Origin of the sequence: Leptolyngbya sp. FACHB-261, assembly GCF_014696065.1 — a bacterium.
Taxonomy (GTDB): Bacteria; Cyanobacteriota; Cyanobacteriia; order FACHB-261; family FACHB-261; genus FACHB-261.
On record NZ_JACJPL010000031.1, the window covers coordinates 178,509 to 200,230 of the forward strand.

Annotated in this window: 24 protein-coding genes and 2 pseudogenes; 6 read left to right on the forward strand and 20 right to left on the reverse strand. The window is 48.1% G+C overall.

What is annotated here, in order from left to right; translation table 11 throughout:
• Nucleotides 1-123 precede the first annotated feature (123 nt).
• A pseudogene (locus H6F94_RS33660) lies at nucleotides 124-189 on the forward strand (Ada metal-binding domain-containing protein); the annotation flags it as partial.
• Nucleotides 190-386: 197 nt separating this feature from the next.
• Here the strand turns inward: H6F94_RS33660 and H6F94_RS25980 are convergent.
• From H6F94_RS25980 to H6F94_RS31830, 11 genes are all read right to left on the reverse strand, one after another.
• Nucleotides 387-872 (reverse strand): VOC family protein, encoded by a 486-nt coding sequence (locus tag H6F94_RS25980; protein ID WP_190805181.1) that lies wholly within the window; start codon nucleotides 870-872, stop codon nucleotides 387-389.
• A gap of 175 nt (nucleotides 873-1,047) precedes the next feature.
• Nucleotides 1,048-1,713: a glutathione S-transferase gene (locus H6F94_RS25985; RefSeq protein ID WP_190805182.1), complete on the reverse strand. Its 666-nt coding sequence runs from the start codon at nucleotides 1,711-1,713 to the stop codon at nucleotides 1,048-1,050.
• Between the two features lie 183 nt (nucleotides 1,714-1,896).
• Nucleotides 1,897-2,352: a GNAT family N-acetyltransferase gene (locus H6F94_RS25990; RefSeq protein WP_190805183.1), complete on the reverse strand. Its 456-nt coding sequence runs from the start codon at nucleotides 2,350-2,352 to the stop codon at nucleotides 1,897-1,899.
• 276 nt (nucleotides 2,353-2,628) lie between these two features.
• Nucleotides 2,629-3,117 (reverse strand): hypothetical protein, encoded by a 489-nt coding sequence (locus H6F94_RS25995; protein WP_190805184.1) that lies wholly within the window; start codon nucleotides 3,115-3,117, stop codon nucleotides 2,629-2,631.
• Between the two features lie 626 nt (nucleotides 3,118-3,743).
• Nucleotides 3,744-4,316 carry a hypothetical protein gene (locus tag H6F94_RS26000; RefSeq protein ID WP_190805185.1) on the reverse strand — a complete coding sequence of 191 codons (573 nt, stop codon included), beginning with the start codon at nucleotides 4,314-4,316 and terminating at the stop codon, nucleotides 3,744-3,746.
• A gap of 399 nt (nucleotides 4,317-4,715) precedes the next feature.
• The gene (locus H6F94_RS26005) at nucleotides 4,716-5,168 is read right to left on the reverse strand and encodes a hypothetical protein (protein ID WP_190805186.1); all 453 of its coding nucleotides are present in this window, start codon (nucleotides 5,166-5,168) and stop codon (nucleotides 4,716-4,718) included.
• 284 nt (nucleotides 5,169-5,452) lie between these two features.
• Nucleotides 5,453-5,851, reverse strand: a complete 399-nt coding sequence (locus H6F94_RS26010) for a nuclear transport factor 2 family protein (protein WP_190805187.1) — start codon at nucleotides 5,849-5,851, stop codon at nucleotides 5,453-5,455.
• Nucleotides 5,852-6,293: 442 nt separating this feature from the next.
• Nucleotides 6,294-6,878: a YdeI/OmpD-associated family protein gene (locus H6F94_RS26015; RefSeq protein WP_190805188.1), complete on the reverse strand. Its 585-nt coding sequence runs from the start codon at nucleotides 6,876-6,878 to the stop codon at nucleotides 6,294-6,296.
• 229 nt (nucleotides 6,879-7,107) lie between these two features.
• Nucleotides 7,108-7,590, reverse strand: a complete 483-nt coding sequence (locus H6F94_RS26020) for a cupin domain-containing protein (protein ID WP_190805189.1) — start codon at nucleotides 7,588-7,590, stop codon at nucleotides 7,108-7,110.
• A gap of 153 nt (nucleotides 7,591-7,743) precedes the next feature.
• Nucleotides 7,744-7,959 (reverse strand): nuclear transport factor 2 family protein, encoded by a 216-nt coding sequence (locus tag H6F94_RS33665; RefSeq protein ID WP_199320665.1) that lies wholly within the window; start codon nucleotides 7,957-7,959, stop codon nucleotides 7,744-7,746.
• A complete protein-coding gene (locus H6F94_RS31830; RefSeq protein WP_199320754.1) occupies nucleotides 7,901-8,140 on the reverse strand; it encodes a nuclear transport factor 2 family protein in 240 nt (79 codons plus the stop codon). Before H6F94_RS31830 ends, H6F94_RS33665 begins: the two co-directional genes overlap by 59 nt.
• Nucleotides 8,141-8,784: 644 nt before the next feature.
• On the opposite strand from H6F94_RS31830, the gene H6F94_RS26030 reads away from it, so the two are divergent.
• The gene (locus H6F94_RS26030; RefSeq protein ID WP_190805190.1) at nucleotides 8,785-9,579 is read left to right on the forward strand and encodes an SDR family NAD(P)-dependent oxidoreductase; all 795 of its coding nucleotides are present in this window, start codon (nucleotides 8,785-8,787) and stop codon (nucleotides 9,577-9,579) included.
• A gap of 9 nt (nucleotides 9,580-9,588) precedes the next feature.
• Here H6F94_RS26030 and H6F94_RS26035 read toward each other — a convergent pair.
• From H6F94_RS26035 to H6F94_RS26050, 4 genes and pseudogenes are all read right to left on the reverse strand, one after another.
• Nucleotides 9,589-10,308: pseudogene (locus H6F94_RS26035) on the reverse strand (IS1 family transposase).
• Nucleotides 10,309-10,652: 344 nt separating this feature from the next.
• Nucleotides 10,653-11,201, reverse strand: a complete 549-nt coding sequence (locus H6F94_RS26040) for a hypothetical protein (protein WP_190805191.1) — start codon at nucleotides 11,199-11,201, stop codon at nucleotides 10,653-10,655.
• Between the two features lie 771 nt (nucleotides 11,202-11,972).
• Complete coding sequence (locus H6F94_RS26045) at nucleotides 11,973-12,707, reverse strand: hypothetical protein (protein WP_190805192.1); 735 nt, start codon at nucleotides 12,705-12,707, stop codon at nucleotides 11,973-11,975.
• Between the two features lie 390 nt (nucleotides 12,708-13,097).
• Complete coding sequence (locus tag H6F94_RS26050; protein WP_190805193.1) at nucleotides 13,098-13,412, reverse strand: winged helix-turn-helix transcriptional regulator; 315 nt, start codon at nucleotides 13,410-13,412, stop codon at nucleotides 13,098-13,100.
• Between the two features lie 197 nt (nucleotides 13,413-13,609).
• Here H6F94_RS26050 and H6F94_RS26055 point away from each other — a divergent pair, with 197 nt between their 5' ends.
• Nucleotides 13,610-14,386, forward strand: coding sequence for an SDR family NAD(P)-dependent oxidoreductase (locus tag H6F94_RS26055; RefSeq protein ID WP_190805194.1), 777 nt, complete (start codon nucleotides 13,610-13,612; stop codon nucleotides 14,384-14,386).
• Nucleotides 14,387-14,447: 61 nt separating this feature from the next.
• On the opposite strand, the gene H6F94_RS26060 is transcribed toward H6F94_RS26055, so the two are convergent.
• Nucleotides 14,448-15,362, reverse strand: coding sequence for a LysR family transcriptional regulator (locus tag H6F94_RS26060; RefSeq protein WP_190805195.1), 915 nt, complete (start codon nucleotides 15,360-15,362; stop codon nucleotides 14,448-14,450).
• 144 nt (nucleotides 15,363-15,506) lie between these two features.
• On the opposite strand from H6F94_RS26060, the gene H6F94_RS26065 reads away from it, so the two are divergent.
• Both H6F94_RS26065 and H6F94_RS26070 read left to right on the forward strand, forming a co-directional pair.
• Nucleotides 15,507-16,250, forward strand: a complete 744-nt coding sequence (locus tag H6F94_RS26065; protein ID WP_190805196.1) for an SDR family oxidoreductase — start codon at nucleotides 15,507-15,509, stop codon at nucleotides 16,248-16,250.
• A 531-nt stretch (nucleotides 16,251-16,781) separates the two neighbouring features.
• Complete coding sequence (locus H6F94_RS26070; RefSeq protein WP_190805197.1) at nucleotides 16,782-17,657, forward strand: AraC family transcriptional regulator; 876 nt, start codon at nucleotides 16,782-16,784, stop codon at nucleotides 17,655-17,657.
• An 85-nt stretch (nucleotides 17,658-17,742) separates the two neighbouring features.
• Here the strand turns inward: H6F94_RS26070 and H6F94_RS26075 are convergent, their stop codons facing one another.
• Nucleotides 17,743-18,135 (reverse strand): hypothetical protein, encoded by a 393-nt coding sequence (locus H6F94_RS26075; protein WP_190805198.1) that lies wholly within the window; start codon nucleotides 18,133-18,135, stop codon nucleotides 17,743-17,745.
• A gap of 605 nt (nucleotides 18,136-18,740) precedes the next feature.
• Here H6F94_RS26075 and H6F94_RS26080 point away from each other — a divergent pair.
• Complete coding sequence (locus H6F94_RS26080) at nucleotides 18,741-18,980, forward strand: alpha/beta fold hydrolase (RefSeq protein WP_199320667.1); 240 nt, start codon at nucleotides 18,741-18,743, stop codon at nucleotides 18,978-18,980.
• A 255-nt stretch (nucleotides 18,981-19,235) separates the two neighbouring features.
• Here the strand turns inward: H6F94_RS26080 and H6F94_RS26085 are convergent, their stop codons facing one another.
• The 3 genes from H6F94_RS26085 to H6F94_RS26095 form a co-directional block, all read right to left on the reverse strand.
• Complete coding sequence (locus tag H6F94_RS26085) at nucleotides 19,236-19,988, reverse strand: SDR family NAD(P)-dependent oxidoreductase (protein ID WP_190805199.1); 753 nt, start codon at nucleotides 19,986-19,988, stop codon at nucleotides 19,236-19,238.
• Between the two features lie 754 nt (nucleotides 19,989-20,742).
• A complete protein-coding gene (locus tag H6F94_RS26090; protein WP_190805200.1) occupies nucleotides 20,743-20,913 on the reverse strand; it encodes a hypothetical protein in 171 nt (56 codons plus the stop codon).
• Nucleotides 20,914-21,088: 175 nt separating this feature from the next.
• Nucleotides 21,089-21,637, reverse strand: a complete 549-nt coding sequence (locus tag H6F94_RS26095; protein WP_190805201.1) for a DUF2867 domain-containing protein — start codon at nucleotides 21,635-21,637, stop codon at nucleotides 21,089-21,091.
• Nucleotides 21,638-21,722 lie beyond the last annotated feature (85 nt).

Sequence of the window (21,722 nt, forward strand, 5' to 3'; positions counted from 1 at the left end):
CTAACTACGACGTCTATGAGCCTTACAGGAAACGCTCAGGAAGTCGTTATGGAAAACGCGTCAGTCGTGGAGTTTCTGACAGACGAACAGCGTTGGCAAGCGCTTGTGCAACGAGATCCATAGGCAGATGGTGCCTTTGTGTATGCAGTTAAGACCGCTGGCATCTATTGTAGTCTAGGCATTAGCTGAAAACTCATCCCTTTAAGCTCTCCCAACCATTGACGAACTGCGCTAAGAACTAACTCAGGTTGGTCTAGCGGGATAGGTATTGAAAAATGCTTGCACTGCCAGATATTTTTAAATCTCTTGCTCGATTTCCTCAAGGACGGGCGACAACTTGAGTTTTCTGATGAAGCGCAGCGTACACATTTAAGTTGAGCGGTTTGTTAGGGGTTGTGATGCTCATTCTTGAGCAATGCCTGTAGAGGATTCAGAAATTCCTCCAGTTCATCCCACTGCGACTCTAAAGCTTGGCGGGCAGATGTTTCGGCAACAATTTCCAGTCTTATGCCGTCTGGATCCTCGAAAAATATAGCGTAGTATTCAGGATGGTATTCGGGATACCGTTTGGGTGGGCTTACCTCGATTCCCACTGCTCTGAGCTTCTCAAAGCATGAGTCTATTTCGGTCATTGTCTCTACCTGAAAGCAGAGGTGATGCAAGCCGGGAGTATAGGGATCGTGTTTTTGTCCTGTCTTTGCGGGCCGAATTGTCAACTGAAACTGTGGACCTAAGTAATGGGCGTGCGGTTCACCAGCAATAGCTTTATCACCCTTGTGTTGCTCGAGTTCCTGCATAACCAGGTCGTAGAATGTCTCAGAGCGGGAAAAATCGGAAACCGAGAGGTAAATGTGGTCGATTCTTTTTAGCATCTCGTAGTGTAATCACTCAACAATGGCCAAGTTCAGGTGCAGGCAGTAAAGCTAAATAAAGCTAACTGTCAATTGCCGCGCCTTGTTGAGCCGATTCGGTGCAGCTTTGGCACAGGTATATCCCTTGAGGCATCCTCACCTTACCCAGAGGCAATTGCCCCCAACTCGTAAGCCCTCATAAGTCATAGACACCACCGCGCTCTAGGGCACGGCGGTAGGCCGGACGTTGATGAATGCGATCCAGGAATGCCATAAGCTTAGGCCGACTCGCGTTTAGTCCTGCCCTTCCCGTAGCCGCCTCTAGCGGGAAGCTCATCTGGATATCGGCGGCAGTAAATTCATGGCCTGCAAACCATTCGCTTTTGCCAATCTCCGCCTCTAGGTAATCTAGGTGCAGCGCAATTTGAGGTCCAGTAAATGAGCTTTTCGTGCGAGTTACAATCGCTCGGGCAATCGGACGCGCAAAAAAGGGCATTGGCTGTTGCTCGATTCGGTCGAAGACAAGCTTGAGCAGCAGCGGCGGCATCACTGAGCCTTCTGCATAATGTAGCCAGTAGGTGTAACGCAACCGCTCCGGTGTGCCCGGAGTCGGAACCAAGCGTCCGTTACCGTAGCGTTCGACCAGATACTCAACAATAGCTCCGGATTCCGCCAGGGTTAATCCAGCATCGGTAATCACCGGCGACTTACCGAGTGGATGCACCTCGCGCAGTGATGTCGGTGCCAGCATGGTTTGTGGGTCGCGCTCGTAGTGCTTGATTTCGTATTCCAACCCGAGTTCTTCTAGCAACCAGAGCACCCGTTGGGAGCGGGAGTTATTCAAGTGGTGGACGGTGATCATCGGATTATTCTCTTAGCTAAGAGTTCAATGTAGTTACAAGGGCAACACTACTGTATCTTGGCAGTCGTCTGGGAATAATTCTCACGATCCTTTGCAAAAGCCACCGGCAATTGGCCGCATGAAGAGGTGTCTTTGCTATCGTGATTAGCCTGTAAAACCAAGTTGTTAGGCAAAAGCAAAAACTCAAAGCTCTCTTGTCATAAAGACGCTATACGGATCTTCAACATAATCTGCAAAAGGTTGGCAATAGGTAAAGCCAAAATTAGCGTAGAGTTTACGAGCAGGCTCGAAAGCTTCCATTGATCCCGTTTCTAAACTTAACCGTCTGTAACCGCGCCGCCTAGCTTCTTCAAGTATGTACTTAAGAAGATTGGTCGCAACGCCTTTTCTAAGGTGCAGCGAAGATGTCCGCATAGATTTGATTTCGCCATGTTGAGCATCCAGTTCTTTGATTGCTCCACAGCCGAGTAGCTCCCCATTTTCCCACACAGTCCAGAATGTAATTTCCGGTTTGCGTAATGCTTCAATATCCAAGGCATGCACACTCTCAGGCGGCGAGTGTAGAGCCGCACTCTGAAGATGTTCTTGCAACAGTTCGTATATCTCGGGACCGCTTAAATCGTCTATTTTAATATTCATAAGAAGCTCCGTTTACCAGGTGGCGATTTTTCCTTGCACAACGCCTAACAACCCAGTTGAGCAACGGCAAGTAACCTAGAATACAGGGGAGAAACCTCAAAGCACCATTCCAAAGACTTGTTAGCAGCGTTGTCTAGCAATCACCCCCGAGACCTCTCGGCGCCCTGCGCTCCTACAGAACCACAATTTTACCTAAGCTCTTCCTCACGGTTGTACGAACATGTGTACAAACATGAGTAAAAACTATTACAATCACGTTGCTAAACAACCCGTTAATTAGAAATCTGGCGCTGGGATTGTCATACCTGCCAAGATATTTTTCAGTTTCTCTGAGTGCAAAAAGGCAAGATATTGAGTTGTGAACGGTGGAGGCATCAGCTCCAATAAGGTCTGATTTTCAACCCAAAACTCCATTACTTCAAAAAAACCTCCTGCGCTAACCCGTACAGTGCGCCAGCCCTCACGCGCAGCCACCGCTCGAATTTTGGCTTCGCTAACAGCAACTGAAAGATTAAAATGAGTGACGCTATAGCCAGAGGAACGAGAATGGTTCACCGAATAGCAAAAGGACTCATCTCCTGAACCCGGCTGCAACTCCAAACCCTGTGGGGAAATCTCAATCAAAGTTCCGTATACATCCTCGGTAAAAACAACGTAGCTGCCTGGATTTTTTGAAAAAGGAGCCACAGTCCCCTGCAACAATTCAGCTAGAACCTGAGCGACATGAAGCGGATTATTTGCCGCCATTGAAAAGTGATGAATCATGATGAAAACAAACTCCCAAATAAAAGAAACAGAGATTTTATGGGCATCACAAAGCAGAACAAACAGTTCTGCTCAAAGACCAATAATCCGTTACTGATAAGTCTTATGATGTGCAACCTTGAGGGCTTATGCATTCAAAGTTTTTCAGAAAGCACATCAATTGCCTGAAAGCCTTCCAAAACAAGCGTTTCAGAGTTTTTGCCAGTCAACATAAACTGAGCTGCTAACGATGCGATTGAGCGGCTGTAAATAACCTTTACCTACACAGGAAATATTAGTCAATCCACGCCAGCCAAATTACTAGAGCGATCATTGCGTTTAAGACTAAGCTTTAATATGCAAAGCTTGTCTTAGCTTGGCTATTACCCTTGAGGGTACTTTTCTGAAATTTGCGGTTGCCTCACGACCTTTAAAGCGTTGCCTCATCTATAAGCTCACGCCAACCCAACCTCGAACACCAGCAGAGGAACTTCGGCTACGTCTCCTCCAAACGCTCAACGGCACAACGATTAGGCTCAGGCACGTGGGACCGGTGCACTGAACCTGATCGACTGAAAGCATGCCCAGCCCCATGTTGTCGCCTGTAGCGCCCTGGTTAGGGCGATAGCGGCATAAAAGGCCACAACCTACAGGCACCCTTCCACATACTGAATGCTAGGGCCTCCCGCACGGACGTGGGTTGCGCGGGCATCTGAACCCACCTCATAGACAATTCCGCGAGCATTGGGCTCGGTCGGAGCCGTGCTCCAGATGGTGATGTATTCAGCAGGAGGCGGGACATACTTGTGCGGAGTGACTACAGCCTTGCCTGCATAGGCAGCCTTGATTGCTGAGGCCGAGTCAGCGACGCCGAAGCCTGCCTCAGTCTTTATGGGTGAGCCGTTGATTAGGGAGATCCGGGTAAGCCGTCCCTGCTCGATCATCACAAGCATGCCTACCGGCGCACGGCTCGGGCGAAACTCGTCGCACTGCTCCGGATCCGGTCCCCCGACTGCATCGGGGTTGGCATCTTCACCCAATGCCGCAACTACCTCCTCACGCGTCATGCCAACGCGAAGTGGCCCCCAACCATCTGCGGTCAGGGGTGTCGAAGCACTCGATTCGGAAGGCTGAGCGGCATCCGGTGACGCAGTCGTGCTTTGGCAGGAGCAGAGACAAAGCGCAGCCGTGATGCAGAATAATAACCGGCTTAATACCATGGCAGATCGAATGAGAGAGGCCTAACGATGTAATGGGCAGACAGCTCTGCCTAAGATCCTGTAGCAAGTAGATAAGCAGAATAATTCAGTTTGGCATAAGGCTTTAAATTCAGTGCTTAAGTCGATCGTTCCGCTTAGTACGCTGCCTGAAGTGGATGGGCCGGATGTTTTCGCATATCTTCAGACTCCTATGTGGATGATTAGATGTACTACTGAACACACCGTACATCGTTTTCGTTCAACTTTCATGCAGTAGCGTCTGAAGAAACTGCTAGAGCAAGTGCAAGACGCGGTTCGACTGAAGCCCTACGCCTACCACACGGAGGAAAGCTACATTACTTAAATTCGACGTGGATCCGTTCGACAGCGAACAATTATTGTTCAGCTGTGTGGTGTGGCTCACTGTTCGCGAAACAATTGCCACCATTCGGCCTGAAACTGCTCTTGGGCTTCAACGCTTACAGGTTCTACATCATCACCTGTTTTGAAAATGTCTACGGTTGGACGCAGTAGCTGACCATCTTCGCTCACCCGATAAGCCTTACGGCCCAAAGCCATATCAGCTGCCATTCCCGTTAATATGATCCTCCGGCTGGCTCTGTAGCACATGGGTAGAAGACCGTGCAAAGCAAGTTTCTCTTGAACCCTTTTGAAAGACTCGAAGAAATGACAAGCTGTTTCTTCAATGACACCACCGGCCCACTGCAACTTGATACGACATTTAGTGCGACGACCAGTCACTTCGGTCCAATCACGACAACCCAATTCAACTGCTGCTGGAAGCAAATGACCCTCTGCATCCCTCAGCGAGATTTGGTATTGGCCAACAGCTTTTTCTGGAACTTCAGACATTTAACGCTCTAAGTAAAGCATCATTACACTTGCAGCTTCTGAACTATTAACATCAGCGCTAACAGGTAGGCTGCATGAACTGTACCAATCACTTAAGCAGACGAACGGTTAGCACACCAGCAGCAGGCAATCTTGAAACACAGCTAACAGATACCAGTCCGTCCGGTGCAGGCAATGGTTCTTATCTGAACTCATCATTCCTGCCGTTGGCTATAGCTGATTCTAAGTTTAGAACTTGGCAAATAATCTGGCTGTATTATTGCAACATGGTTGCTGGGCTGCGCCTATGCAAACAACGGTGTAGTATCTGTGTAGAATCTAACCGAGGTCACCAACCCCTCCTCATTGCGATCAGTAAAAGCAACGGCTCGAATGGCAACCGTCTTTTCATCATTGCGTTTGTAATGATTCAGTGCCTCAAGCACGAAGCATGAGTCGCTACCGTAGATATTTAACAAGTCGTGTTCCAGACTGGCGAAGGTCGTCCAATACCCAGCAAGTCCCTGCATCACAACCTCTTTGCCTTTCATTGCAGGGTCGTTGTTTGATTGTACGGAGCAATCCGGCGCTAAAAATCTGCCATATGCTTCAATATCTAAAGTGTCTAACGCCTTTAAATACTGCAGATACCACTCATATGCTTTGGAAGAAAGTTGATTGATCCTTAGGTTTTCGGTTTTCACCTGTCACTCCTCTCTACGGCTCAAAGATGTGCTCAGGTTATCTCACTTCTCAAGGACGTGCCCGCAACTTCAACTTAATTTCTCTATTTCTGCTGCCTGATCGATAACTTCCAAAACATTACCTGGGCAATGTCTTCCAAACAACCTAATCCTGAGCACTAGCAAATCAGTTTCAAACCATTGCGTCTGAGCATAAACAGTTGATGGGTTAGCAGTACACTTCATACAATTAATGTCGCTACAAACTGCAACCCAAAGAAGGTACTACACTTCTCACAATGCAAACTAACTCACGACCAGCATTGATGTACTGCCCTTATCAAAGAAAGAAGCCGCCCAACGTTTGAGCTAGCCGAACGGAGATAACTTTTGCAACTCAACCAATAGTCTAGGCTCTGTTCCAATACAATGCCTTGTTATGATTGCACAGGGACCAAGATTGTCATTGGGTCAATGGATTTCTATTCTGCGCTACTGAGCTTATGGTCTTTTCAATCCTCTTCAACCTGGTCTCTGGACGCTTTGCACTATCAATCCAAAAGAGAATATTCTTCTTTGCTGAATTACTGAACGACTCAAAATTCTGGTTAGCTATTTCGTTTGCTTCTAAGGCTTGCTTTAAGTCCACTGGCACGCTTAATGCTTCGATCTCATCTAGCAGAGCCCACGAGCCATCTTGCTTCGCAGCATTAATCTTTTTGAGACCCGCCTCAGTCATCAATCCTTGTGCGATCAGTTCTTCAATGTACTGCTTATTGAGTTTTGACCATACACTTTTGGGTTTTCGGGGTGTGAAGATTTGCATATAGCGTTCTTCATCTAAAGATTTAACTTTACTGTCAATCCAACCGAAACATAAGGCTTCTTTGACTGCTTCGCTGTATTGAACGCTGGGCTTACCGCTTTTGACCTTGTAATAAATCAACCATATGCCGATCGAGGTGCAATAGTTCTTTTCTAACCATTGCCGCCACGCCTTGCGATCGCTGGCATAAATAGTTTCGATTCGGTCATCAAATTTCAGCATTAAAGAAGACAGCAAACAATTCTAGGGCTAAGAGCCAACATAAGCTCAGCAGGCTAACGTTCACACTCACCGTAAGAAGAACATCATCTACGCGTCCCAGCCATCGCCCGAAAGAGGCTAACCGTGAGTTCTAGTCAGCAGTTGCCAATACCGCTGCAACACCGCAAGCAGCTTTGGCAAATCCGCTGCGCCAGTATTGTTAGCCCTCATATGGCGGGTAGCGTGTATGTCACACATATGGAGAGCCGTCTTTGTGAACGAAACTCCACATCCCCTCAACGAGCAAGGCTTTAAGGTCGTCATCGGGATAGTATCCCTCGTCTCCGGGTGTCCGATCGCCAACTTCGAGGTACACGACCTCCTCTGTGGTTTCGTTGATCAAGCGGTGTCCGTTGCCTGTGCCTGCCTTAAACCCGGCGCACATTCCGGCACAGAGTTGAGTTCGCCCCTCGTTTGTATGAAGGGTAGGTCGGCCTTGGAGAATATAGACAAACTCGTCTTGCTTCGTATGCGCGTGACGAAGGGCAGACACTGCATTGGGAGCCAAGCGCGTGAGGTTTACACCAAAGTTTGTGAGGCCAAAGAGATCGCCGAGGGGGCGCTTCTCCCTTCCAGCCATGCGCGACGCAAAAGGCTCTGGATAGACGGAAGGTTTAGTTCGCACTGGCATCTCAGACGCGACGACAGCAATCGGCTTTGACTCATGCAACATGCGAACCTCGCGAAGGATGATGAGGGCTAACGGTTGAGCTGATTGGATGCAGACAACCTCTGCAACTTAACAGACAAGCGAAACGATAGAGCACCTCGTCTATGCAGGAATCGCTGCTACCCCGATTACGCGTCCGAGCCCGGAGAGGGCACGTTACTGAAGCGCCTGTTGGACCAGCAACGTGTCCGTGTACTGGACGTAGCGGATAGCTCTCCCGTCGCGAACCTTCCAAACATGGGCAAACGGCGCCCGGAAGCTTTTACCGGTTGCCTTGTAGGTGCCGCTATAGTGGCCGAGGACGACGATTGTCTCACCGCCATCGACGGAACTCGTCTGGGGTCGTCTGAAAACCTTCCCAATCCGTGGCAAGCCTCATTAGCACCCCCTTGAGAGCCGCCTCCGGTCCATGGTACGTGCCAGAGAGGGGGAATCCCTCTGCTTCCGTCCATTCGATTTGAGGATCAAGTAGGGGTCGGACTGTGGTGACGTCGCCCTTGGTTAAGGCCTCGTAAAGCGACTTGATGATTTGGAGAGATGTTGTGGCAGCCATGTTTTCTCCTCGGAGAAGATCCCCTTCCCCTCCTCGCAGCCGACGTCCAGAGCGGCCCTAGCGTGCAGCGTGACAGCACGGGCGACGAGGTTGAGTATTAATTGCCTCTCATACTTTTATCATTACATACCGAAACACGTGGAGCAACAGCACAACTATTGTTAGGCTTGCTGGGCTATTGGGCCGCAAGTTTCCACATAACATACCCATAGTGGTGATTAGGCGGATGATTTCCACATAGCACCTCAAATCAGGTAGATAAGCAGAATCTTTCCGCATATTTTCAGCTCGGCACACCTGAATTAACAAGCATTTTAATTACTCAGGGCCTTTTAGATGGAGTTCCTCTGGCTCAGCTGGTTTCCCAGCTAGCCACGGCAACACAGTCCATTGCTAAGAATAATCTAGTACTAAGTAGATAAGTCTATAAGAAGTAGGAACAGAGATAGGGAATTGACCTGCGATTCGTGGAAGCCAGGTTTGCTCATTTCTGATTAGTGTAGCTGCTGTTTTTCAGGGTAGGAGTCTTGCAGAAAGATAGCCGCCTAGCCGAAACATTACCTTGCAGCAATAGTTCTTCCGGGTGATTCAGAAACTATAAATTTAGTCCAATCTATTCTAGTAAAGTGAACCTGTATGTTTGTATGACAACAGCCTTGATTACCGGAGCCTCTGCCGGCATTGGTGCAGCATTTGCACAGCAATTAGCAGCGCGGCAAACTGATCTTGTGCTGGTTGCTCGTTCCCAGGACAAGTTACACGAACTTGCCAATTCGCTCCATCATCAATATCACATCCAAGTAGATATCATCGTCCAGGATTTGACAGCAGCAGACGCTACAGAAACAATCTTTCAAACTGTGCAGCACCTTGGACGATCGATCGACTTATTGGTGAACAATGCTGGAATTGGAGATTACGGTGATTTTGCCGAAAGCGACCGAGATCTTCAGCTTAAGATGGTGCAGCTTAATATTGCGACGATTGTAGATTTGACCCATCGCTTCTTGCCTGGGATGCGGCAGCGTCGGACTGGAGGGGTAATCAATCTGTCTTCGGTGGCAGCGTTTCAGTCTATGCCCTATTTCTCGATCTACGCGGCAACAAAAGCATTTATTCTCAGCTTTAGCGAAGCTTTGTGGGCAGAGAATCGCAGCTATGGAGTGCATGTACTAGCCGTTTGTCCAGGACCAGCTGGCATTAAATTTTTCAAAGAAGCGGGATTTCCGCCGTTCCTAGTTAATGTAGCTGAAAAGTTTGATACGCCAGCTGAGACTGTTGTACGAGATGCCATAAAAGCATTTGAAAAACGAGAATCGATCGTTATTCCCGGCAGCCTGATTAATCCCATTCTGGCTACGCTGCCTCGGTTTTTGCCCCGAGAGGGAGTTTCTAGCTTCTGGAAGCTGGTGTTAGGAAGTGATGCTGGCAAACAATAACGGGTAGTGCTAAAGATGTAAGGATGCGTTGTAGTGGTGAACAAAGTACCAAATTGCGCCAACATGGTTCTCCAACTTTTTGGAAACGAAACGTCTTCCTCACGAGGCGCGATGCTCGTTGGCGTAAGGTGCAGTTAAATCACTCCATATAACTGGTTTCGCCACTCTCCTTACCAACCCTCTGATGTCACTTGCTGGGGAAGACCTCGTCGTAAGCCGACCAGAAATCGGTGTCAGCAATAGCACACTGGCGATACGCTCCTGGCAAAGCATCCCATAATCCTTGAACTCCATCTCGACCTTGGTCTCCAACGTACACCCCCACAATTTCTCGTGTTTCGACATCCAACGCCAACCAAATCCACTGCTTGTTGCCTTTATTACCTACAAACGACCACAGCTCATCACACTGGATAATTAAGCGTCCCTTTTTCTAGCCCTTACGTTGGTCTGACGCGGCACACTCTCACATTTTTCATTGACATAGCTTTGGAGCCAAGATTTTGAAACAGCCGCGACTCTGGCAATTCCAGCTAGCGGAATCTTCTCAAGTAGTAGTTTATCGATTAGGGTTTTGGTTGCCTGAACAATGATTTTGTTTTGGGGGTCTTGCACAAATTGCTTGCCACAATCACGGCACTTAAAGTTCTGTTTACCGTTGTGGACTTTGCCCTTTTTGACGACATGAGTTGAGTAACAGACAGGGCAGATAGGTTGGGAATCAGACATGGAGCATCTGAGGTAACCTTATTCCTCCATCCTTACATCTTGAGGGCTACCCACGTCTCTATTGTGGGAGCAATGATTTCGAGAGGATGCGCCTTGAATGACTTGTAGTCGAGGTCAAAGGACCAGAGCCTCAATGTGACAGAGAGAGCAAAGACATGGCTTAACCATTTATCGTAGCGAGGTCACATGTGCCTAGCGCTGCAATTGAGCGGCTGCAAACAACTTCTGCATCACCACCAAGATCTCGCTTCAGCACCTACCTCACGCCTTATTTTGACCATCCTCTCGACCTCATTGGCCCTAGGGCATATTGTTAGCACATCGATACAAAGCTAGAAGTTAAACTACTTCTCTACAAACTCTGGTACGCTTCTTCTGCGCCAGAATTTGAGTTTGTTAACGAGTCTTCCTGTAGTCTGCCCAATCTTCCATCTGCTCCTATTGAGATAAATCAAGCCCCAAACTGCTCCTATGGTAGCCAGTAGACACCAAGCACTGGATGCCCAAACAAACTGACCCACTTTGAGTGATAAAAGCAAAGGTCCAAAAGGAACCGTAGCTAATATCAGAACTTGAAGGGCAGTTCGTCCCAGCCGCAGCAGGTAGTTTGCCGAATCAAATAACCAGTCAAGAACTTTCTTGGGTAGTGTCCAAAACAACCAGACAAGGGCTTGTTTGAGAAAGTACGTTACTCCCCGGACTAGCCTCCAAAGAAAATCAAAAGTATACGTAACTACTGACGTCAGAGTATTTCCTACCCATGTAGGTAGCTTTTGGAAAATAAATATGAATATTCCTCGAATCGCCCTATCTAAGTAATCAGAAAGCCAATCAAGTTCATCAATGTGCCGTTCTTCATTACTAAGTTGCGATACATCATCCTGGCTGTCCATAATTGTTACCCGATTTGGAAGACACTAATAGCTTGGCAAGCAGCAAAGACAGTTGAATTTGTTTGTGACCGCTTTTCCAACTGTCACCTCACTGCTATAGAGTTCCCAGGACTCGAATTTAGTAACGACGACAGCAATCTCTCCACCCACAATTTCCCAGCTATGCCTCAACCAAAGATTTCCGTTCACTTGAGCATCGCATCCCATAGATACCCTTTCAACTGCGTCCCAATTAAAATCTAGCGAGCTAAAAACCCGCTTGCCCTCGACCGCCGGAGAGCTATTTGTTAAGCATTCGCGATTGCCCACGGTGGGTGAAGTGGAACGTTGACCCGTTTATTGCTCACAATTACTAACCATCCTAAAATTCGTTTAAAAACATAGCTTCTCAGCATGTTGCTAATCTACTTGCTGCTCCCATTGAGACCGAAGGTTTAAGTAGGTGCAACCACGATTAGTAATTTTGTCATCCTTTAACTCAGCTACATCAGGCATTACTCTAAAACCTTTTTTTATCTATTAAAGATAGCTGGTTTTGATTTTCATAATTATTGCCCGTCACATTTGCTACGGGTTAAAGGATTCAAGGTTAACTGCTAAGCTCAGACGCGTGCCATGCGACCAGTAATAGGCATGGCACATGGGATTCGTAGTGGGAGCACGAAAAACCGCTCCGTAGCATCGCGTCATTTGCAGCGCCTTGTTAGCCCGTACCTGTTCGAAACAAACGTCTGCTCCTACGAGGGAGAAACCATTGATGATTGTGCACCATCATGTGTAGCTTTGCGATGGTGGCGGGTTTAGGGTGTCGCTTGCCCACGTGACTCCGTCCGTCGGCTCCACTTTATCAACTTCCAACTCGGTGCATGCTATTAGCGCAGCGATCGCTGCATCTGTACCAGCGACGTAAGTTGTCATGAAGTCTATTTCTGTCGCGACACACCATGCACAGTCACTCGGCCACCACAGATTAGCTGACTGATGAAACGATGAATCGCTAAAAGACGCTTCAATCGCCTCAATAGAAGCGTGGAATAGATGAAACCGACGGTGTGGAATCGCAAACGATGGACTCGATGGCACCAGTGCGTTTAAGCAGCCGTGCCCTTCCCACACGGCAAACCAGCAGTATTCTGGTGTTGTTGTGTGTGGTGCAAGCGCTTGCCAGAGCGGTCGCGAAACCTTAGGTGGTAAACTCCCCGTACTTGGCTCTTCAAACGAACCGTTAAGTGCGGGAGGATGTGTCGGGTTGTAACCATCAACAATGTTCGGCCATTGCATCTGTCGATGGATAACAGAATTTGTGGCTGTGGCAACGTCTGACCAGCGTATAACCGTCCGCTGACCGTTGATTGTTTGCCAGGCTGGATGGTAGACACGGGCATAGGCCGAAAACTTCGCAGGCACGATAGACAGAACGCTTTCTGCAAAACTTTGAAGGCGGTCCTCTATCCAGACCGCAGCAGCAGTATTAGTAGCAGGCACAAATGGAAACACCATATTCATACTATCCTTTCCTTCTGTTTTGGCATGAATGTAACACTTAGTTCTAGATATGGCATATGGCATGAGGTGAAACCAATGCTTCTCAGTTCAGCCTTAAGTAGAGCCGGGAATGGTTAAGGTAAGTTGCTGTCTTTGGATAAGAGCCGAGTAATCGGAAATAACATCTGCGGTCGTCGAAATAGATTTTGAGTAATGCGAAGTAAGAAATACCTACAGCGATGCTGAGGGTGCGAACGAGCAGCTAAACGAGACCTACGTCACTAGACCTGCAACACCGTCTCAAATTCCAGGAGCCAAACTCTGAGTTATGTCCTTAACTAATAACTCAAGCAGTCTAACGGGGCTGTTGAGGGGCTGTCAGCAAACTTTGCGGCTAGACAAGAGCTTTCGTCAGTCCGCTCGAACAGAAGTGTTGTGCTGCTGACTAACCGCTTCTATCTCTTGCTGCAAATCTGCAACTGCATCCAAAATGGCAACAAAGCGTTGCCCTAAATCGGTCAGCTTGTATTCAACTCTCGGCGGAATCTCTCCGTAAGCAATTCTCTCCAGAATTCCGAAGCTCACCATCTTGTTTAGGCAATCGCTTTGCACTTTGGTCGTAAGCCCATCAATGGAGCGCGTGATCGCTCCAGGACGATCCACTCCCTGACGAATCAAGGTCAAAATTCGGATCGACCACTTACAGCCAATGATGTACTCCAGCATTGCTGCTGCTGAAGTTGTTTTATCTGGTCTTGCTCTACCCATTTTGCCTAAATCAAAAAACTTTCTTCGCGCCCTGTCTCAATTTCTACCAAAAAGTGCGTACCCCACCCGAAGGTGCTTACTTCTCTACTCCAGCTCAGTTGCTTAAGATGCTGCTGTGTTTGTAATCAATCCATAACCTTGGAAAGGAACCAATCATGTACTCAGAGTTTAAGCACAAACAAGCACTCATTATCGGCGGAAGCAGTGGTATCGGACGAGCAGTTGCAGAAATTCTTCTCACTCAAGGGGCAGTCGTCACGATTTTAGGGCGCAATCTCGAAAAGCTTCAGGCAACGGCATCTGATCTAGAGCAATTAGGCAATATCCAGGTTTGGCAAGCAGACATCAGCAATCGTCAAGATACATTCCGGCTGGTTGAACAGATTGCTACCGAATTGAGGAATGTTCAGTACCTTATTAATTCGGCAGGTGTCTTTTTGCCACAGTCATTTCTCAACCACTCAGAGGCGGATTACGATCGCTACCTTAATATCAATCGCGGTACCTTCTTCGCAACACAGCAAGTTGTTCGTAATATAGTGGAGCATGAACAAGGGGGAGCAATTGTCAATGTTGGCTCAATGTGGGCACATCAAGCTGTACTTGCCACGCCATCCTCTGCATACTCAATGGCAAAGGCAGGGTTGCACGCTCTTACGCAGCACTTAGCAATGGAACTTGCTCAGTACCGAATTCGAGTCAATGCTGTCGCACCCGCAGTTGTAGAAACGCCAATTTATGGAGCTTTCATCAAACCCGAAGAGATTCATACAACGCTACAGGGCTTCAACAACTTTCATCCAATTGGTCGTGTTGGGCAACCGATGGATGTTGCAGAGATCATTGCTTTCTTAATGTCTAATCACTCTTCTTGGGTTACGGGTGCTACTTGGGATGTGGATGGTGGAGTAATGGCAGGGCGTAATTCCTAATCTTGAACTGCGCAGCCTGACTAAAAAGCTTGCCCCTAGCTGCCAACTACTGCATTGTTCTCTATTCGATGATGTTTTGCTGTTTCAGTTTTGCTACGAGCTCTTCCATACACTCAATAAACGCTTTCAACTTAGCAGAGACATAGCGCTTCTGCGGATACAGAATGGAGATTGGCGAACCTGTTGGTGCGAACGCTGATAGAACAGGCTTAAGGTCTCCTCGTGCGATCGCGGGTTGAACCAGAAAGTTATACAGTTGAATCAATCCTCCCCCTGCAATCGCAGTTTCTACTAGCGCCTCTGGATGATTGAATGAGAAGCGACCGGATACAGGAATCTCCACTCTCCGTCCATTCTGTTGAAAGAGCCAATCACGCACTCGCCCTGTTTGGGGCATAACAAAATTTAGGCATTGGTGAGATTGCAATTCACTAAGTGTTTGAGGTTCTCCATAAAGACTTAGGTAAGCTGGGGCCGCACACACGATTAATCGAGCCATTGCTAGAGGATGCATGATGAGCTGACTATCTGGACTACTGCCCAAGCGCACGGCAGCATCTAAGCCTGCTTCAATCAAATCTGTATGACGATCATTGAACGTAATCTCAAACTTGAGGTCGGGGTATCGCTCAGCCAATTGCGGCAAGACGGGCGCGATATAGAGCCGCCCAAATGCAACGGTTAAGTCTAGGCGCAAAGTTCCAGACGGAGCAGAACGTGCCTGGCTCAAAGCAAGCTCGGCCTCCTCCAACTGACTCAGAATTTGTTGGCAATACTCATAAAATACTTTTCCATCCTCAGTTAAGGAAAGGCTGCGGGTTGTGCGGTTTAGCAAGCGAGATCCCAAGCGTGCCTCTAGTTGCTGCACTGCTCGACTGACGGATGCTGGAGAGGAACCTAATTGACGGGCAGCCTCAGAAAAGCTGCCGTGTTGCGTCACTCGCGCAAAGAAAACTAGGCTCGTGAGTTGATCCATGAACAAAAAGGAGATGGGTTATTGCAGATTCTGAAAAGGTTATTTGCATAATAGCCGCTTTTTTTCAGCTTTTGAAAGAACTACTATCAAAGCGTGCAGGAGATTCACAAGCTAAGCGCAGGCTTACAAGTTAGGAGCAAAAAGATGAAACTCGAAAATTCAGTTGCGCTGGTTACAGGTGCTAATGGTGGTTTGGGCAAAGCCTATGTTGAAGCATTACTGGCAGTGGGAGCCGAGCGAATCTATGCTGCTGCTCGGAAGCCAGAATCACTGAGTAGAATTGTCGCGCTTGATCCAGAGCGGGTGGTTCCCATACAGCTTGACATTACCGATGCTCGATCGATTCAGAATGTCGTTGCAAGCTATCAGGATGTCACGTTATTGATCAATAACGCGGGTGTTGCCCTCAATTATGGTGGCTTCATCACCCATCCTGATCTTGAAAGTGCCAGAGCTGAGATGGAAGTTAATTACTTTGGCACGCTGATGATGGTTCAAGCGTTTGCGCCAGTTCTCAAGCAAAACGGGGGTGGAGCGATTGCCAATGTTTTATCCATCTTGGCTCAAGCAACGGCTCCGGTCATTGGTACTTACTCTGCCTCAAAAGCGGCAGCTTTGGCGTTGACTAAAGGAATTCGAGCAGAGCTTGCGGCACAAGGCACATTTGTTGTGGCTGTTATGCCTGGAACCATTGATACGGAGATGAGCAAAGACTACGCTGGCCATAAAGTTTCTCCCATGGAAGTAGCGCAAGCTACCTTACAGGCAATTGTGAATGAAATTGAGGACGTATATCCAGGGGAGCAGGCAACCGCTACAGCCGCCCAGCTACTCAGTGATCCAAAAGCGGTTGAGAGGCAAATGGCTGTTCTACTGCCCAATCCATAAGCTCAGACGCATTAAAGCCTTCTGGGCTCTTAATTATTTAAGCTTACTGGGATCAGGGCCGAACAACTTATTGAGCGGAAACTTTCCGTATATCATCCCGAGCCAGACGAATAGGCAGACGGTTTCTGCTCTTATTTTTGCTTAGCATCATGTAGCACAAAAAGGATTGAGCCAAGTGTGAACAGTAAGCTAGACGACAAGTGAAAAGCGACGTGTAATGAGAGACCTTCAGTGAGTTCAAGAATCGCATCGAGCTGAAAAATTAACGAGCCAATTAGGAAAAGCCAACTAACCAGTGACATGAGATCAATCCTTTGTTCGGCCCTTTGCTCAGCATTCTCGGATGCCGTCTGTTGTATCGTATTCTTTTCGAGTGCTGGTAAATGGGTCATGCGTAGAGAACTTCCTGTTGTCTTAAGATTCATAACTCTTTGGCTACAATCATAGAATAGGGAAGCTCAAAGCTTGAAACTATCAAGATCTTGCAGAACTGTCAAAATCCTACGACAAGTTTTTGAGGCAAACGCAGCGATGGCAAAAGCATCCCAGACTTCGATAGACCACAAGCCCAAATTGCCGATCGTTTCAAGCCAAACTTTGGGCTGGGAACCCATCCTTGTGGAAGAATTTCAGGAACCCCCTGGAGGTGTGGAACTTCAGTCTGAGGCAGACCCTACGATTGTGTTGAGTTTAACTGCAAAACCCAATCGCCTCCATCAGGTCTTGGGCGATCGCCGTTACACTGGGCTCTATCGCAAAGGGGATATTGCTATCACACCTGCTGGGCTTCCCAGTGCCTATAAATCTGAGGGTGATGACCACTACTTGTTCATTCAGATTCCTTCGTCGTTTCTCCAGCAGGTTGCTAGAGAGGCAATCAACATTCAGCAAAATCAGCTTGAACTGGTTCCAGAATTTCGTGTTCGCCACCCTCAGATTGAGCAGATTTTGATGCTGTTGCGATTAGAACTCCATCAGGGCGGCAGAATCGGGCGGCTGTATATTGAGTCATTGGCAAATGCGCTGGTGGTGCAGTTACTTCGCAATTACTCAACTGCTCAACCCCGTGTAGCCGCGTATGAGGGCGGATTGGGCGATCGCAAACTGCTTCAAGTGACGGATTACATCAATGACTCTCTAGATCAAGACATCAGCCTTGCAGATCTCGCTCAACTGTCGGGAATGAGTCAGTCGCATTTTAGTCAGCTATTCAGGCAATCGATGGGGATTTCTCCCCACCAATACCTGCTTCAACAACGCATCGAACGAGCAAAGCAATTACTGAAACAAACAGACCAATCGGTAGCAGATATTGCCTTAGCCTGTGGTTTCAACAGTCATAGCCATCTAAGCAAGCAATTTCGACAGTTTACAGGTATAACGCCTAAAGCTTACCGAACGAATTAAGCAAGCAATGCCCAAAAGCATAGCTTTAGCCGTCTAACGATTGAGTTAAGCCGCATCACAAAGCGGCGTCGGTTTGAATGAATTGTTAGGCGCCGCCCCGTTCGGGTCGCCCACCGGCAGAACGACGAAACAGCCAGCCCGATCCGGCAAACAAGGCGATGAAGAACCCATTTAGCAACAGAATCTCTGCTGGCCCGCTCCACGGGAGACCCAACCCTGCGATCAACGCGATTGCGGCGACCAATGCTTGAGCGAGCGCTGTCGCAAACAAGGCACGTGACATCCCCTGAGGTTGGAGACGCGCAATGATGGCACCGATGATGCCGACAGCAAGCACCCCGAAATACATCAGGTTGGCGGGATCACCGTCTTTCCCGATGATGCCAACGCCAAGACTTAGCCAGACGAGGAGGAATGCTGCCACGAGGGCAAGGCCACTGCCGGCTCGGTACGCGGTACTGTTTATACGTGTTCGCATGAGTGTGTCTCCAATGTAATGCTAGGTTCCAGCTTGCATCGGCACCTAACTATTATTGGACTGAAAATTTCCGTATAACACCCCAATAGTGGTGATTAGGCGGATGCTTTTCGTATGACAACCTAAATCAAGCAAATAGTCAGAATCTCTCTGCATATTTCCAGATTCAGTACACCCGATTCTGACGCATTGGTGGGCAAGGTTTTAAGAGATGTATAGATGCTCTTTGGCTGATTTGTTCTCAGGATGGTGGAGTGCTCTTTTGCCTGGGTTAAGTGGTTTTGTGGATTGAATCAGCGGTTGGACTGAGTAATTGGAGATCTGTCTATGTTTTTACTGGTGAGTTTGTTTCGGTTTATTGCTCTGGCGTAACTGGAATCAACAACGGCAACAGCCGAAATAACATCCAAGTGCTCGGAAATAACTGCCACGACTAACTAACAAAGCTATGGAACATTACTCATTACCCGCAACAGACCACCTCAAACTACAGACTATCTCTCGGCAGTCAGGTGCCTGGGTGTTGTTGGGTAGCTATCGTCAAGCTAGTACAAAGATAGGCAATCCAATAGCTAAAGCACTCCTTGAAACATTGGAGCTTCATCATGACAGAAGTAGAAAGTGAATCCAAAGCACAACTCAGTCAAAACCCGTTATCACAATTGAGTGTCAAGCATCGCACAATCAAAGTTGATGGTACGGAGATCTTTTACCGAGAAGCTGGGTCATCGGACGCACCCGTGCTGCTGCCACATGGCTACCCTTGCTCGTCGTTTCAGTTTCGCAACCTCATGCCTGCGCTGGCAGACCGCTGGCGTTTGATCGCACCTGATTATCCAGGCTAAGGATAGAAAGCTGCTGCCCAACGTTGCTGTTCAACGGTTGCAAGCAACCTTTGCTTCTAAACCATCTAATCTAGATAATCCGCTGCAACGGTGTTGTTGTACCGCTAGCTATAACCTTCAATACACAAATGAGATCAGCTTCCCCTGGTTTGAGGCTGAGTGCCTGCTGACCTTTTCTCAGCGATCGCTCCATGACAAAATACCAAGCAATCAAAAGATATGCCGGGACAGTCATGTTGAGTGTTAGCGCTTTCCTCATGCACCATAGCCGCCTTCGACATTGAGCACCGTGCCGGTGATATAAGATGCCGTGGGACTGGCGAGGAACACCACGCCGGCTGCGACCTCTTCCAGGCGCGCGAATCGCTGAATTGCGAGCGTGGCAAACAGCATCTCCGCAACGCCAGCCTCGGCGGCCATTTCGGTCTCCATCAAACCGGCGGCGACCACATTTACAGTGATTTTGCGGGGCGCGAGATCTCGTGCTGCTCCCTTTGAATAGCCGACCACTGCGGCCTTGGTGCCCGCGTAATCGGCTGCTCCGGCAAAACCGACTCGCGTTGCTACACCTGAACTGATGCTGATAATCCGTCCATCCTCGGGCAACACCTTGGCGGCGGCTCGGATATTTGCGATCACTCCAGCGACATTGATCGCCCACATCTGGTCCATCAGGGCATCGTCAATGTCGGGATGGTCAATGGTTTTGCCTTGATAAGCGACGGCGGCGTTATTGACCAGGATATCAAGTCTCCCAAAACGTTCCATGACAGCCTGAATGAGCGGCGCGGCCTGGGTGGGATCGCCTTGATCGGATTTGAAGGCTGCGGCGCGGATGCCTTTGAGTTCTAGGGCACGCGCGACCGCTTCCGCTTTCTCCGCCGACGCCATGTAAGTGATGGCGACATCCGCGCCCTCGTCGGCCAAGGCGTGAGCGATGGCAACGCCCAACCCGCGCGAAGCGCCGGTAACCAAGGCAACTTTGCCCGTAAGTGTTCTTGTGTTCATAGCTCTTTTAGCTCGATAGCAAGTGGGAGGATGCGGAAACCGTCGAACTATTATTGAACTGAAAATTTCCGTATAACACCACAATAGTGGTGATCAGGCACATGATTTCGTATGACACCCTAAACCCAGTAAATAGGCAGAGTCTTTTCGCATATTCTCAGATTCAGTACACGCTTCTTGACGCATTGGTTGGCTAGGTTTTAAAAGATGTATAAAGGCTCCTTGGCTGATTTGTTCTCAGAATGGTAGAGTGCTCTTTTGCCTGGGTTAAGTGGTTTTGGGGATTGAATCAGCGGCTGGACTGAATAATTGGGAATTTGTCTAGGTTTCTACTGGTAAGCTTGTTTCGGTTTATTGCTTTGGCGGAGCTGGAATCAACAATGGCGACCGCCGAAATAACATCCGAGTAATCGGAAATAACATCTGCGGTCGCCGAACTCATAAATACCTAGGGTGATGCTTAGGGTGTGGACGAGCAGCTAAACGAGACCTGCACCGTTGGGCCTGCAACACCTTCTCACATTCCAGTAGGCAAGCTCTAACTTGTGTCCTTAACAATAAATACCCAAGCAGCCTAACGGTGTCCATCACCTGCGGCAGATACCCCTCTTGAACCGTTGATCTGTTCAGAGTATTGAGTCAGGTATCGCTTAGAACAACTGAAATCCTGTTTGAACTAGAACTTTCTTCAAAAACCAATTTCTTTAAAGAGTTGTTCAAGCTATTCTTTCGCAGATGCTTATTCACTGGATTATTACCGTTGACGAGCCGATGCAGCATAAAGACCACCGGATAGGATGCCAAGCACAACTGCAATAATGCCTGCAACAATTGACCACTCACCCGTTAAAACCGTCATCGACAGTGTGACTAACAACATGCAACCGATAAGGCATGTGAATCCCCAGCCTTTGAGACTACTCATTAAGACCTCCGTTGTCAGCAAATCATTATAGCACTCAGATTTATCCTAGTGTGCAATTTTATTTATTATTGGTGCGTTATTCATTATTAGCTGCGTAACGACCAATCTCACCCGCCGTAGACAACCTCTCAAACTCAACACAGAGACTTGTAACGGCCGGTGTGCAACTGAATTGCTATGCCGTTTTACCTAATGCATTACCTGTTGAACGCTCCAATCCATATCTCATCATGGCTGGAACAATGATCTTATGCACTGGTTTGACCGGAACAAAATAAGCTCGGCCCAACCAGTTGTTGAACTTGACCACAGTTGAAACAACGACCCAGCATTTCTCCTTCTCACGCTCCAATTGAATTGAAACCCGATAATCTAGATGCTTATCATCCTCGCCGAGCACAATCTCCTCATTCAACCTACGATCGAGCACCTCGAATACACCAACTGCTGTTCCTGGTTGAAGTTCGTCTTGATTACTGGATGGAGCTGCACCAATCGATGTCTTTAGACCAAACGGACGAACAATGGCATTGCGTAGCTCTAGCAATTGCGCTATCCACTGCGGCATTGTCAAAAAGATTGCACATGTTACTGAATCTATATTTTGAGGTTCATTTGCTGGAAGCTGACATTTAAACGCATCAGCAAAATCAATGTGCGGTAACGAGCTCACTGCTAAACTTGTACTCGGAATATTGGTTTCCTGGACAAAAATTTTGTTCATTTACTCGCCTCTTCAACCTCAAGAAATGCCTCAACGATACTCTTTAGGTTATCACCCATCAATAAATCCGAAACAACTTAACTCT